This window comes from Streptomyces sp. NPDC031497, assembly GCF_055580905.1.
Window position 1 is genome coordinate 14,966 of record NZ_JBVIKO010000030.1, and the last position, 12,467, is coordinate 27,432.

The 12,467-nt window shown below is 69.1% G+C and carries 15 protein-coding genes and 5 tRNA genes; 15 read left to right on the forward strand and 5 right to left on the reverse strand.

What is annotated here, in order from left to right; genetic code table 11:
• Positions 1-141 precede the first annotated feature (141 nt).
• The 7 genes from ACZ5K7_RS40475 (at position 142) to ACZ5K7_RS40505 (ending at position 1,929) form a co-directional block, all read left to right on the forward strand.
• Positions 142-597: a hypothetical protein gene (locus tag ACZ5K7_RS40475; RefSeq protein ID WP_468922118.1), complete on the forward strand. Its 456-nt coding sequence runs from the start codon at positions 142-144 to the stop codon at positions 595-597.
• Between the two features lie 45 nt (positions 598-642).
• Positions 643-1,365: an HAD family hydrolase gene (locus tag ACZ5K7_RS40480; RefSeq protein WP_468922121.1), complete on the forward strand. Its 723-nt coding sequence runs from the start codon at positions 643-645 to the stop codon at positions 1,363-1,365.
• A gap of 91 nt (positions 1,366-1,456) precedes the next feature.
• Positions 1,457-1,528, forward strand: a tRNA-Gln gene (locus ACZ5K7_RS40485).
• Positions 1,529-1,567: 39 nt separating this feature from the next.
• Positions 1,568-1,640, forward strand: a tRNA-Glu gene (locus ACZ5K7_RS40490).
• 22 nt (positions 1,641-1,662) lie between these two features.
• Positions 1,663-1,735 (forward strand) — tRNA-Glu (locus ACZ5K7_RS40495).
• A 21-nt stretch (positions 1,736-1,756) separates the two neighbouring features.
• Positions 1,757-1,828: transfer RNA gene (locus ACZ5K7_RS40500), tRNA-Gln, on the forward strand.
• 28 nt (positions 1,829-1,856) lie between these two features.
• Positions 1,857-1,929, forward strand: a tRNA-Glu gene (locus ACZ5K7_RS40505).
• 69 nt (positions 1,930-1,998) lie between these two features.
• Here ACZ5K7_RS40505 and ACZ5K7_RS40510 read toward each other — a convergent pair.
• Positions 1,999-2,643, reverse strand: coding sequence for a MerR family transcriptional regulator (locus tag ACZ5K7_RS40510; protein ID WP_468922123.1), 645 nt, complete (start codon positions 2,641-2,643; stop codon positions 1,999-2,001).
• Between the two features lie 89 nt (positions 2,644-2,732).
• Here ACZ5K7_RS40510 and ACZ5K7_RS40515 point away from each other — a divergent pair, with 89 nt between their 5' ends.
• Complete coding sequence (locus ACZ5K7_RS40515) at positions 2,733-3,233, forward strand: DUF4188 domain-containing protein (RefSeq protein WP_468922126.1); 501 nt, start codon at positions 2,733-2,735, stop codon at positions 3,231-3,233.
• A gap of 209 nt (positions 3,234-3,442) precedes the next feature.
• Here ACZ5K7_RS40515 and ndgR read toward each other — a convergent pair whose 3' ends face one another.
• On the reverse strand, positions 3,443-4,159 hold the full coding sequence (ndgR, locus tag ACZ5K7_RS40520) for an IclR family transcriptional regulator NdgR (RefSeq protein ID WP_003993203.1): 717 nt from the start codon (positions 4,157-4,159) through the stop codon (positions 3,443-3,445).
• Between the two features lie 205 nt (positions 4,160-4,364).
• On the opposite strand from ndgR, the gene leuC reads away from it, so the two are divergent.
• The 4 genes from leuC (at position 4,365) to ACZ5K7_RS40540 (ending at position 7,669) form a co-directional block, all read left to right on the forward strand.
• Positions 4,365-5,795, forward strand: coding sequence for a 3-isopropylmalate dehydratase large subunit (leuC, locus tag ACZ5K7_RS40525; RefSeq protein ID WP_351705314.1), 1,431 nt, complete (start codon positions 4,365-4,367; stop codon positions 5,793-5,795).
• Positions 5,796-5,801: 6 nt separating this feature from the next.
• Positions 5,802-6,395 carry a 3-isopropylmalate dehydratase small subunit gene (gene leuD, locus ACZ5K7_RS40530; protein WP_468922131.1) on the forward strand — a complete coding sequence of 198 codons (594 nt, stop codon included), beginning with the start codon at positions 5,802-5,804 and terminating at the stop codon, positions 6,393-6,395.
• A 288-nt stretch (positions 6,396-6,683) separates the two neighbouring features.
• Complete coding sequence (locus ACZ5K7_RS40535; RefSeq protein ID WP_351705320.1) at positions 6,684-6,914, forward strand: SCO5555 family protein; 231 nt, start codon at positions 6,684-6,686, stop codon at positions 6,912-6,914.
• Positions 6,915-7,054: 140 nt separating this feature from the next.
• On the forward strand, positions 7,055-7,669 hold the full coding sequence (locus ACZ5K7_RS40540; RefSeq protein WP_351705323.1) for an HU family DNA-binding protein: 615 nt from the start codon (positions 7,055-7,057) through the stop codon (positions 7,667-7,669).
• A 178-nt stretch (positions 7,670-7,847) separates the two neighbouring features.
• Here ACZ5K7_RS40540 and ACZ5K7_RS40545 read toward each other — a convergent pair whose 3' ends face one another.
• Complete coding sequence (locus ACZ5K7_RS40545; protein WP_351705326.1) at positions 7,848-8,051, reverse strand: hypothetical protein; 204 nt, start codon at positions 8,049-8,051, stop codon at positions 7,848-7,850.
• A 9-nt stretch (positions 8,052-8,060) separates the two neighbouring features.
• Positions 8,061-8,699: a 2-phospho-L-lactate guanylyltransferase gene (gene cofC, locus ACZ5K7_RS40550; RefSeq protein ID WP_468922136.1), complete on the reverse strand. Its 639-nt coding sequence runs from the start codon at positions 8,697-8,699 to the stop codon at positions 8,061-8,063.
• A gap of 177 nt (positions 8,700-8,876) precedes the next feature.
• Here cofC and ACZ5K7_RS40555 point away from each other — a divergent pair, with 177 nt between their 5' ends.
• The 3 genes from ACZ5K7_RS40555 to ACZ5K7_RS40565 are packed head-to-tail and all read left to right on the forward strand — an operon-like array spanning position 8,877 to position 11,865.
• On the forward strand, positions 8,877-9,641 hold the full coding sequence (locus ACZ5K7_RS40555; protein ID WP_351705332.1) for a lysophospholipid acyltransferase family protein: 765 nt from the start codon (positions 8,877-8,879) through the stop codon (positions 9,639-9,641).
• A complete protein-coding gene (locus ACZ5K7_RS40560) occupies positions 9,638-10,648 on the forward strand; it encodes an NAD(P)H-dependent glycerol-3-phosphate dehydrogenase (protein ID WP_468922140.1) in 1,011 nt (336 codons plus the stop codon). The genes ACZ5K7_RS40555 and ACZ5K7_RS40560 overlap by 4 nt, the downstream gene beginning before the upstream one ends.
• A gap of 59 nt (positions 10,649-10,707) precedes the next feature.
• Positions 10,708-11,865 carry a D-alanine--D-alanine ligase family protein gene (locus ACZ5K7_RS40565; RefSeq protein WP_468922143.1) on the forward strand — a complete coding sequence of 386 codons (1,158 nt, stop codon included), beginning with the start codon at positions 10,708-10,710 and terminating at the stop codon, positions 11,863-11,865.
• A 109-nt stretch (positions 11,866-11,974) separates the two neighbouring features.
• Here ACZ5K7_RS40565 and ACZ5K7_RS40570 read toward each other — a convergent pair whose 3' ends face one another.
• A complete protein-coding gene (locus ACZ5K7_RS40570; RefSeq protein ID WP_351705341.1) occupies positions 11,975-12,460 on the reverse strand; it encodes a DUF3515 domain-containing protein in 486 nt (161 codons plus the stop codon).
• Positions 12,461-12,467: the final 7 nt, after the last annotated feature.

Here is a 12,467-nt window from a genome sequence, read left to right on the forward strand (position 1 = left end):
GTGCCACTCTCTCTGCTGAGCACGAGGGCGGTGAAGTGTTCATGGCGGGTTTGTGTGATCTTCACAAGGTTTCGGCAATCTCGCCTCATGTCACCCTGGAGAACTGCACAGCGACTGCTTGTTCCTGCTGGCCTCGCATCCGTGATGCTTGTCGCCGCGGGCATGCTGACCCCGGCGTCCGCCGCTACCAACTGGACGTTCACGAACGAGTACGAAGGCACCTGCCTCACCGCATCCGGTACGACTGCCAGCGTCTGGTCGGACACCTGTAACGACTCGCTGTCCAGCCGCAACTGGTACTGGGGGAGCGAGGCGTTCACCGACCTCACCGGCAACACGTTCCACCGTTTGGTCAGCAGGGCCAACGGCGACTGCCTCACCACGGACCAGAAGACCGCGACGAACGTGGTGTGGACGAGCCCCTGCGGCGGCAGTACCGGGCAGTGGTGGGACTACGGGGAGGCGCTGACGAACTACAACAGCGACATGCTCCGCACTTCCTCCAACGGTGATGCCGTGTACAGCAGCCCGTACAGCGTCGTGGACCAGTACGGCATCGAGCCCGGCCGCTTCACCTGGTGGGGTATCCACGCCTGACCTCTTTCGCCGAGGTGCCCGTCCGGCGCGCGTTATCGTCGGGTCATGACTGTTCGTGCCGTGGTCTGGGACGTGGACGACACTCTCTTCGACTACACGAGCGCCGACCGCGAGGGCATGCGGGCGCATCTGGCGGCGGAGGGGCTGCTCGCGCGCTGGGAGAGCGCGGAGGCGGCGCTGGTGCGGTGGCGGGAGATCACCGAACAGCAGTGGGCGCGGTTTGCGGCGGGCGGCCTCTCCTTCGAGGACCAGCGGCGCGAACGGGTACGGGTGTTCCTGGAGACGGAGCTCACCGACGCCGAGGCCGACGACTGGTTTCGCCGGTACCGGACGCACTACGAGGCCGTCTGGGTCCTCTTCCCTGACGTCCTGCCCGCCCTGGACGCGCTCGCGGACAGCCACCGACACGCCGTGCTCTCCAACTCGAGTCTCCACGTCCAGGACCACAAACTGCGCACGCTCGGTGTCCACGACCGCTTCGAGGCGATCCTCTGCGCCGCCGAACTGGGCGTCTCCAAGCCTGCGGCCGGCGCTTTCCTCGCCGCCTGCGAGGCGCTGGAACTCGCCCCGCACCAGGTCGCGTACGTCGGCGACCACCCGGAGATCGACGGACGCGGTGCCGCGGACGCCGGACTGCTGTCCGTCTGGCTGGACCGGCACGGGGCCGGGAGCGCGCCGGCCGGCGGCCACCGGATCGGCTCCCTCGCCGAACTGCCCGCGATCCTCCGCGCCGATACCCGTTTTGGAGCCCCGTCCACCTTCAGGTAATGTTCTTCCTGCGCCGCCGGGGAGCGGGCCGAAAGGCCGGAACCGAAGGCGCGAAGCTAGAACAAGATCCCCTCAGGGGCTTGCGTTCCAGTGGCCTATGGTGTAATTGGCAGCACGACTGATTCTGGTTCAGTTAGTCTTGGTTCGAGTCCAGGTAGGCCAGCTCGCAGAGCTCATCTGCACGCGCGGATCACATCCGCAAGCCCCCGTTGTGTAGCGGCCTAGCACGCTGCCCTCTCAAGGCAGTAGCGCCGGTTCGAATCCGGTCGGGGGTACGGTGATCGAAGGATCGCTAGGGCCCCCGTTGTGTAGCGGCCTAGCACGCCGCCCTCTCAAGGCGGTAGCGCCGGTTCGAATCCGGTCGGGGGTACGAACTGGTCTAAACCGTCATTGGTCTATGGTGTAATTGGCAGCACGACTGATTCTGGTTCAGTTAGTCTTGGTTCGAGTCCAGGTAGACCAGCTCGGATCTGCGGAAACGCAAGATCCACGCCCCCGTTGTGTAGCGGCCTAGCACGCCGCCCTCTCAAGGCGGTAGCGCCGGTTCGAATCCGGTCGGGGGTACAGGGAAAGCAGAGCGAGGCCCCTCACTTCGGTGGGGGGCCTTCGTCGTGCCGCCGTATGTCGTGCGGCTCACTCGAAGCCGTAGCGGCGGGCCGTCTCCTCCTCCTGGGCCAGTCGGTGCAGCGCCTGGAGCATCGGCTCCACCAGGACCGCGCTGGCCACCGCGACCTCCACCTTCTCCTCCTCCGACGCGTGCGTCTCCAGGAAGTCCAGGTCGGTGATCGCCGCCTGGTGCATCAACTTCGCGTGCGAGACGAGCAGTTCGGCGTCCCAGTCGTAACCGAGCCGGCGGAACGCGGCCACCGCGACCACCAGCCGACGGTACGCGGGGGAGATGGTCGTGAGCTGCTTGGCGTTCTCCCAGCCGAGGACGTCCAGCAGAGTGCCGACCTCCCGGTGCGCGCTCCGCACGAACTCGTCCTCGTCGTCCGGTTCCGGGACCTGTGGCAGCGCCCACAGCGCCGCGCCCACCCTGATCGTGCGGCCCAGCGAGTCGTCGTCGACATGCCCGAGCACCTCGCGGACCGTCGCGACGGGGATCCGGCCGACCTGGATCATCGCGCGGACCAGACGGAGCCGGCGCAGATGCTCCTCGTCGTACTCCGCGGTGGTGGTGTTGACCTGGCGGCCCGGCGGCAACAGGCCTTCGCGCAGGTAGTACTTGATCGTCGCGGCGGACACGCCGCTGCGCTCGCTCAGCTGGGCAAGCCGCATGTCTTGCGCCCTTCCTTGGTAAGTGCCACTATCCAAGCATCCAAGAGAAGGATAGTGCTGCTATCCGATGAGGATCCGGGGGTGTCGTCATGTTCGCCAAACCGATTCCGGGCCGTACGACCGCGGCTCGTGAGGGTGACGCGGTGGTCCTGCTGATCGGCATGCGCGTCAATCACTTCTGGGCGGTCCACCAGTGGCTGCCGGTCGGGCTGTCGATGTTCCGCATGCTGCGGGAGCTCGAACGGGACCCCGGCCGCGGGCTGCTGGGGCGCGTCCTGCTGACGGCCTCACCGCGGACGTACTACGTCGTCCAGTACTGGGAGTCGAAGGAGAAGCTGTACGCGTACGCGAGCTCGCCGGAGACGCTGCATCACAGGATGTGGAGCATCGTCAACCGCAAGGAGCGCGCGGGGAAGGTCCGCGGCCATGTGGGCCTGTGGCACGAGACATACGTGGCGCCCGAGGGCGGGTACGAGTCGATCTACTTCGACATGCCGGAGTTCGGCCTGGGCGCGGCGAGCGGAGTGCTGCCGCTGGAGCGCCGGGGGCGCTACGGGAAGGACCGGTTCGCTTACCGGAGCGCCCCGTAGGGGCGCGGGGAACTGCGCGATCCGCCACGAGGCGTCGCCGACGGCTGACGGCTTGTGGTGGCACATTCTGCGCCGTGGGGGCTGCGGTCACTGGGCGAGCGTGGGCAGCACGTGGCTGGTCGCGCAGTTCCCCGCGTCTCTAGGGAGTTGCACTTCCGTCGGAAGAGGCCTGCCGCGGCGTTGAGGCGGGCCCCTTCCGGTAGGGAGCGTCAGCCGGTGCGGCGCAGTGCCTCGGAGAGGCGGCCCGCCGCGTCGATCACGGCCTGGGCGTGCATGCGCCCGGGGTGACGGGTCAGGCGCTCGATGGGGCCGGAGACGGAGACGGCCGCCACCACCCGGTTGGAAGGCCCCCGCACCGGCGCCGACACCGACGCGACCCCCGGCTCGCGCTCGCCGATGGACTGCGCCCATCCGCGGCGGCGGACACCCGACAGGGCCGTCGCCGTGAAGCGCGCGCCCTGGAGGCCGCGGTGCAGCCGCTCCGGCTCCTCCCAGGCCATCAGGATCTGCGCGGAGGAACCCGCCTTCATCGTCAGCGTCGAGCCGACCGGGACCGTGTCCCGAAGACCGGACAGGCGTTCCGCCGCGGCCACGCAGATCCGCATGTCACCCTGGCGGCGATAGAGCTGCGCGCTCTCGCCGGTGATGTCCCGGAGGTGCGTGAGCACCGGGCCCGCCGTCGCGAGCAGGCGGTCCTCGCCGGCCGCCGCGGCCAGTTCCGCGAGTCGCGGACCGAGAATGAAACGGCCCTGCATGTCGCGTGCCACCATGCGGTGGTGTTCCAGAGCCACGGCCAGCCGGTGAGCCGTGGGTCGTGCCAGTCCGGTGGCCCCGACCAGACCCGCGAGGGTGGCCGGACCGGACTCCAGAGCGCTCAGGACAAGGGCCGCCTTGTCCAGAACGCCGACGCCGCTACTGTTGTCCATGCAACGATACTCACGTCTCACTCTGTGAAACGCAAGTTCAATTTTCGGTGGAACGCGCCACTCTGGAGAGACACAGTGGCCCGCGGACCGACGGGCCCGGCGGCGGACGCCCGGAACCACGACTTCAGGGGCCCGGAGAACGGGCAGCCGCTACCTCAAGATCTCTAGTTGGGCCGGTGCACGTCTGCCGGCCGGAGGGAAAGCGATGGGTAGGACACTCGCGGAGAAGGTCTGGGACGACCACGTCGTCCGGCGCGCCGAGGGCGAGCCCGACCTCCTCTTCATCGATCTGCACCTGCTGCACGAGGTGACCAGCCCGCAGGCCTTCGACGGTCTGCGCCAGAACGGCCGCCAGGTGCGCCGCCTCGACCTCACCATCGCGACCGAGGACCACAACACCCCCACCCTCGACATCGACAAGCCCATCGCGGACCCGGTCTCGCGCGTCCAGCTGGAGACACTGCGCAAGAACTGCGCCGACTTCGGCGTCCGGCTGCACCCGCTGGGCGACGTCGAGCAGGGTGTCGTGCACGTCGTCGGCCCGCAGCTGGGTCTGACGCAGCCCGGCACGACCGTCGTCTGCGGCGACTCGCACACCTCCACGCACGGCGCCTTCGGCGCGCTCGCGTTCGGTATCGGCACCTCCCAGGTGGAGCATGTGCTGGCCACCCAGACGCTGCCGCTGGCCCGCCCGAAGACCATGGCCATCACGGTCGACGGCGAACTGCCCGAGGGCGTCACCGCCAAGGACCTGATCCTGGCGATCATCGCCAAGATCGGTACCGGCGGCGGCCAGGGCTACATCCTGGAATACCGCGGCTCCGCCATCGAGAAGCTCTCGATGGAGGCCCGCATGACCATCTGCAACATGTCCATCGAGGCCGGCGCCCGCGCGGGCATGATCGCCCCCGACGAGACCACCTTCGCGTACATCAAGGGCCGCGCCCACGCCCCCGAGGGCGCCGACTGGGACGCGGCGGTCGAGTACTGGAAGACCCTGAGGACGGACGAGGACGCGGTCTTCGACGCCGAGGTGCACATCGACGCCGCCGCCCTCTCGCCGTTCGTCACCTGGGGCACCAACCCCGGCCAGGGCGCACCGCTTTCGGCGGACGTCCCCGACCCGGCTTCGTACGAAGACGCTTCGGAGCGCCTCGCCGCCGAAAAGGCTCTGGAGTACATGGGGTTGGAGGCCGGTCAGTCGCTGCGGTCCATCAAGGTGGACACCGTCTTCGTAGGCTCCTGCACCAACGGCCGCATCGAGGACCTGCGCGCCGCCGCCGCGATCGTCGAGGGCCGCAAAGTCGCCGACGGTGTACGGATGCTGGTCGTCCCCGGCTCCGCGCGAGTCGGTCTGCAGGCCGTCTCCGAGGGCCTGGACGTCGTCTTCAAGGACGCCGGCGCCGAATGGCGGCACGCGGGCTGCTCAATGTGCCTGGGCATGAACCCGGACCAGCTGGCCCCGGGGGAGCGCTCCGCGTCCACCTCCAACCGCAACTTCGAGGGCCGGCAGGGCAAGGGCGGCCGTACCCACCTGGTGTCGCCGCAGGTCGCGGCCGCCACGGCCGTCCTGGGCCACCTGGCCTCGCCCGCCGACCTGTCCGACGCCGACGTTCGTACGCCCGCTGGAGTCTGATCAGCCATGGAAGCTTTCACCACGCACACCGGCCGGGCCGTCCCGCTGCGCCGCTCCAACGTCGACACCGACCAGATCATCCCTGCTCACTGGCTCAAGAAGGTCACCAGGGACGGTTTCGAGGACGGGCTGTTCGAGGCCTGGCGCAAAGATCCCGAGTTCGTGCTCAACCGGCCCGAGCGGCAGGGGGCGTCCGTCCTGGTCGCCGGCCCCGACTTCGGCACCGGCTCCTCCCGTGAGCACGCCGTCTGGGCCCTGCAGAACTACGGCTTCAAGACCGTGATCTCCTCCCGCTTCGCCGACATCTTCCGGGGCAACTCGTTGAAGAACGGCCTGCTCACGGTGGTCCTGGACCAGAAGATCGTGGAGGCGCTCCAGGAGCTCACCGAGAACGACCCGCAGGCCGAGATCACCGTCGACCTGGAGAACCGCGAGGTGCGCGCCGAGGGCGTCACCGCCTCCTTCGAGCTGGACGAGAACTCCCGCTGGCGGCTGCTGAACGGGCTGGACGACATCTCCATCACCCTCCAGAACGAGGCCGACATCGCCACGTACGAGGCCAAGCGGCCGACGTACAAGCCGCGGACGCTCCAGGCCTGATCCGGAGCCCGCTTCCGGCCTGATCGACCACATCTGAATACGGCTGGTTTCAGCCACCGCCACGCCTCGCCTGTACCCCCGATCGCCACGATTGGGGGTACAGCCATGTCTGCACCCGAACGGACGCTTGCGTTGTCGCAGGTCTTGCCAACTTCCCACGTTAGGAAGGATGTTGTAGGGGTAAGTGAGTGCTGTATCCGCGGCTTCCGCAAGTGCCCGGAAGGCCATTTGAGGCGGCAGTTGCCCCCTGCGCAGGCGACAACTCGCCCCAGATGGCACAATCTGTGCATGGAACACGACGGCCAACTCCAGCTCTATGCGGCGGTCGCGGGCCAACTGAAGGAAGCGCACACAAGAGTGCGCGCACTGCAAGTCCCGGAGGGCGTACGGATGGCGCTGACCCGGAAGCTGCTGGTCATTACGGCCGCGGCCAAGCACGACCTCGCCGACGCGGCAAGGCGGCTGGAACGGTTCAACACGGACCTCGACGCGGGTCGATTCCCCGAAGAGGAACGCTGACTGGACCGTCCTGGACGACCGAATCCGTTGCGGCACAAGGGTGATAAGCCCGTTTCGTGTTTGATTTGCGGTATATATCTGCCTAACGTGCGAAAAAGCTTGAACACTTTCGTTCTGGCGATGTCTCCGAAGGGGAAGACGTGAACAAGGCGCAGCTCGTAGAAGCGATTGCCGACAAGATGGGCGGCCGCCAGCAGGCGGCCGAGGCCGTCGACGCGGTCCTGGACGCCATCGTCCGCGCGACCGTCGCGGGTGACCGGGTCTCGGTCACGGGCTTCGGGTCCTTCGAGAAGGTGGACCGCCCGGCGCGTTACGCCCGCAACCCCCAGACGGGCGAGCGGGTTCGGGTCAAGAAGACCTCCGTGCCGCGCTTCCGTGCCGGCCAGGGCTTCAAGGACCTGGTGAGCGGCTCGAAGAAGCTCCCGCGCGGCGGTGAGGTCGCGGTCAAGAAGGCGCCCAAGGGCAGCCTGACCGGCGGTGCTTCGGCGACGGTCAAGAAGGCGGCGGCGAAGAAGAGCACGGCCAAGAAGGTGACCGCGAAGAAGGTCACCGCGAAGAAGACGACGGCCGCCGCGAAGAAGACGACGGCCGCCGCCAAGAAGACCACGGCGAAGAAGGCGACCGCGAAGACCACGGCCACGGCCAAGAAGGCGGCGGCGAAGAAGGCTCCGGCCAAGAAGGTCACCGCCAAGAAGGCGCCGGCCAAGAAGTCGACGGCTCGCAAGGCCACCGCCAAGAAGACGGCCGCGCGCTAGGGCAGGGCTCGCTTCACTGCGGGGTTGGGATACTCACGCGACGGGCCGGACTCCCCTGGGGAGTCCGGCCCGCGGTGTTTTTGGCGTACCAAGAGTTCGGGTGCGGCGCCGTTGGGGCCGGTCGCGCCCCGCGGCGGTAGCCGCACATCGACACGGCCCGCGCCCCTGGTGACTCGCCTCAGAGTGTCTGCAAGGTCACCAGGATGATCCGGAGGTCTGCTCCGGCGCCCTCCGTCTCGATTCTCACCCGCTGACCCGGACGCAGCAGCCGCAAGCCCCCGGCTGCGAAAGCCGCCCCGTCGAAGGGCACCGGAGTCCCGTCGTCCAGTAGCACCTGGCCGCTGCGGGTCTCGGGATCGTACGTGTATGCGGTCGCCTGCATGAGCGCAGCCTACTGGCCCGGGATCAGCAGCCGCGCCGCCACCGCCGCCGTGCGCGGGCCCACGCCCAGGGCCAGGGCCGTGCGCAGGTCCGCGCCGGTGTCCACGTCCTGGCGTACCGACTCCACGCCGGCCAGCGGCAGTTCCACGGCACCCGAGGCGGTGTGGCGGGCGCGGGAATCCGGGCCGAATGCGGGCGCCAATTCATTTCCGGGGGTCGCGGCCAGCAGGGTCGTGCCGATAGCCGCCGCGTCCGCCAGGAAAGCGCGCGGGAATTCCGTGGCCGCGTCGAGCACCCGGGACAATTCCAGCGGACGCAACGCCGGCAGATCGGCGTTCAGGGCCGCCACCGCGCTTTCCGGACGCGACGCGCGGACGACCGCCGCGCCGTGCCGCAGAGCGGCGTTCAGGCCGCCTCCCGGCGTGTCCGGGACGATCCGCGCGCCCAGCGCCGAGAGCTCGCGCCCGGCCAGCGTGTCGTCCGTGACGACCGCCACATCCTTCACCGCCTGGCAGGCCAGCGCCGCGGCCACCGTGTCCTGGGCGAAGGCGAGGGCCAGTCCCGGACGCACACCGTCCGTCGCGGTGTCCGCGAGCCTGCTCTTGGCTCGCGCCAGGGGCTTGAGGGGTATCACCAAGGTCCACTGCACCGACGTACCGTCCCTCCCTCGTTGCCTCATTGTCACCCGGGCCCCGGGGCAGGCGCGGCAGCGAGGCGTACGGTGTTCCTCGACAGACCGGCGGACCGGGGCGACACTTCTCCCGGCCCCCGGTCCGGGAGAAGAAGTCCCGGATACCGGGAAGAAGTCCTAGAGGAAGGTGTGCGCGTGCCCCGCCGGAGAATCGGCTTCTGGTACCGCTTCGCTGCGGTGCTCTGCAAACCGCCGCTGGTGGTCCTGATCAAGCGGGACTGGCGTGGAATGGAGAACATTCCGGCCGAGGGCGGATTTATCACCGCGGTGAACCACAATTCCCACATCGACCCCTTCGCCTACGCGCACTATCAGTACAACACGGGGCGCGTTCCGAGATTCCTGGCGAAGAGCGGGCTTTTCAAGAAGGGATTCGTCGGCGCCGCCATGCGGGGCACCGGCCAGATCCCCGTCTACCGCGAGTCCACCGACGCCCTCAGCGCCTTCCGGGCCGCGATCGACGCCGTGGAACGCGGCGAGTGCGTGGCCTTCTACCCCGAGGGAACGATCACCCGCGACCCGGACCAGTGGCCCATGACCGCCAAGACCGGCGCCGCGCGGGTCGCCCTGCAGACCAAGTGCCCGGTGATCCCGGTCGCCCAGTGGGGCGCCAACGAACTGCTGCCGCCGTACGCGAAGAAGCTCAACCTGCTGCCCCGCAAGACCCACCACGTCCTCGCCGGTCCGCCGGTCGACCTCTCGCGCTTCTACGACAAGGACATGACGCAGGACGTCCTGAAGGAGGCGACCGAGGTCATCATGGCCGCCATCACCCGCCAGCTGGAGGAGATCCGCGGCGAGAAGGCCCCGGAGACCCCCTACGATCCACGCCAGGTGCGGATCGAGCAGCGGCGCCGGACGCGTGCGCAGAGCGGTCTGGAAGAGGAGAGCGGCAAGTGAGCATGCCTGCCAAGGCGGCGGTCTTCAGCGCGGGTTCGTGGGGTACGGCCTTCGGGATGGTGCTCGCCGACGCCGGGTGCGAGGTCACCCTGTGGGCGCGGCGGGCGGAGGTGGCCGAGGCGATCAACTCCGGCCGTACCAACCCCGACTACCTGCCCGGCGTGGAACTCCCCGAGAACCTGCGGGCCACGACCGACCCCGCCGAGGCCGCGGCCGGCGCCGACTTCACCGTCCTGTCGGCGCCGTCCCAGTCCATGCGCGCCAACCTCGCGGACTGGGCGCCGCTGCTCGCGCCCGGCACCATCCTGGTGTCCCTCATGAAGGGCATCGAACTCGGCACCACCATGCGGATGAGCGAGGTCATCGCGGACGTCGCCAAGGTCGGCCAGGACCGTATCGCGGTCGTCACCGGCCCCAACCTGGCCCGGGAGATCGCGGCCCGGATGCCGGCCCTCGCCGTGGTCGCCTGCACCGACGAGACCGTCGCCCAGCGCCTCCAGGTCGCCTGCCACACGCCGTACTTCCGGCCGTACACCAACACCGACGTCATCGGCTGCGAACTCGGCGGCGCGGTCAAGAACGTCATCGGGCTCGCGGTCGGCATCGCCGACGGCATGGGCCTCGGCGACAACGCCAAGGGCTCGCTGATCACCCGTGGCCTCGCCGAGACCACCCGCCTCGGTGTCGCGCTCGGCGCCGACCCGCTGACCTTCGCCGGCCTCGCCGGTCTCGGCGACCTGGTGGCGACCTGTTCCTCGCCGCTGTCCCGCAACCACACCTTCGGCACCAACCTCGGCAAGGGCATGACCCTGGAGGAGACCATCGCGGTCACCCGGCAGACCGCCGAGGGCGTCAAGTCCTGCGAGTCCGTGGCGGATCTGGCCCGCCGGCACGGCGTGGAGATGCCGATCACCGAGACGGTGGTCGACATCGTGCACGAGGGCAAGCCGCCCGTGGTCGCCCTCAAGGAGCTGATGTCGCGCAGCGCGAAGCCCGAGCGACGCTGAGCGAACGCACCCCGCGGACGCTGTATCGGGGCCCTACCACCGGGTACTCTCAACCCGATATGAGCACCGAGAACCTCCCCCAGAGCCCTGAGCAGCCCGCTCGCAAGCCGCGTGTGGCCGTCGTGTTCGGCGGTCGCAGCTCCGAGCACGGGATCTCCATGGTCACCGCCGGAGCCGTCCTGAGCTCCATCGACCGGACGAAGTACGACGTCCTGCCGATCGGCATCACCAGGGAAGGCCGCTGGGTGCTCACCGCCGACGCACCGGAACGCATGGCGATCACCGACCGCCGTACGCCGGAGGTCGGGGACCTCGCCGAGTCCACCGACGGCGGCGTGCTGCTCCCCGTCGACCCGGCCAACCGCGAGGTCGTCTACAGCGAGCCCGGCTCCGTGCCCAAGGCGCTCGGCGAGGTCGACGTCGTCTTCCCGATGCTGCACGGCCCCTACGGCGAGGACGGCACCCTCCAGGGCCTCCTGGAGCTCTCCGGCGTCCCGTACGTCGGCTCCGGCGTGCTCGCCTCGGCCGTCGGCCAGGACAAGGAGTACATGAAGCGGGTGTTCACCTCGTTCGGGCTCAAGGTCGGCCCCTACCTGGTGATCCGGCCTCGCGAGTGGAAGCAGGACGAGGCCGCCGCCCGCAAGAGGATCGTCGACTTCGCGGGCGAGCACGGCTGGCCGCTGTTCGTGAAGCCCGCGCGGGCCGGTTCGTCGATCGGCATCACCAAGGTCGACGACCTCTCCGGCCTGGACGAGGCGATCGCCACCGCCCAGACCCACGACCCGAAGATCCTGGTCGAGGCGGCGCTGCGCGGCCGTGAGATCGAGGTCGGCGTCCTGGAGTTCGAGGACGGCCCGCGTGCCTCGGTGCCGGCCGAGATCCCGCCGGCCGGCACGCACGCGTACTACGACTTCGAGGCCAAGTACATCGACTCCACCCCCGGCATCGTCCCGGCCCCGCTGACCCCCGAGGAGACCGCCGAGATCCAGGCGCTCGCGGTGGATGCCTTCGAGGCCGCGTCCTGCGAGGGCCTGGTCCGCGCGGACTTCTTCCTCACGGAGGACGGCGACTTCGTGATCAACGAGATCAACACGATGCCCGGCTTCACGCCGATCTCGATGTATCCCCAGATGTGGCAGGCGACGGGCGTCAGCTACCCGGACCTCATCGACCGCCTGATCCAGGCAGCGCTGAACCGTTCGACCGGCCTGCGCTGAAGCGCCCCGAAAGGGGCGCGGGGCCGTGTCTGACATGCGGCTCCGCCGCGTGGGCGCGACCAGCCACGACGCACCGGCACCCGACACGCGACGGCTCCATGTACGGCGCCTAGTCGGCAACCCCCTCCGGAATCGCCTTCTTGATGGCAGGCGCCAAGCTCACCAACGGCGCCATGCCATCCCCGGTCCGCCCCGCAGGGATCGTCACCTCGACATACGCCTTCCGCAACGTCGTGGTGAACCGGAACGATTTGTCGGCCTCCTGCTCCAGCAGCCACCCGACCCCGTTGACCTCGACCCCGTCTGCTTCGGGGTCGGCCATCTTCGCAGGCCGCTCGATACCACAGCGCAGTATGATCGCGGGGTCCCCCCAGCCCGCCGTCAGCGCGGAGGCGGGCTCGGGGTCCCGCCGGGCGAGCTTGTCCACCTTCTTCGGCAACCCCTCGTCGAGGTTCCGGCACAGCTTGGCAACCGCCGCGCCCGGACGGGGAACCGCCGCCGACGGGGCGTCGTCTGCCGAGGAGCAGGCCGCCGCCGCGGTCATCAGCACGGCGAGCGCGGGCAGACCGAATGGCCGGTGACGGAAAATGTTCACCGGCCAA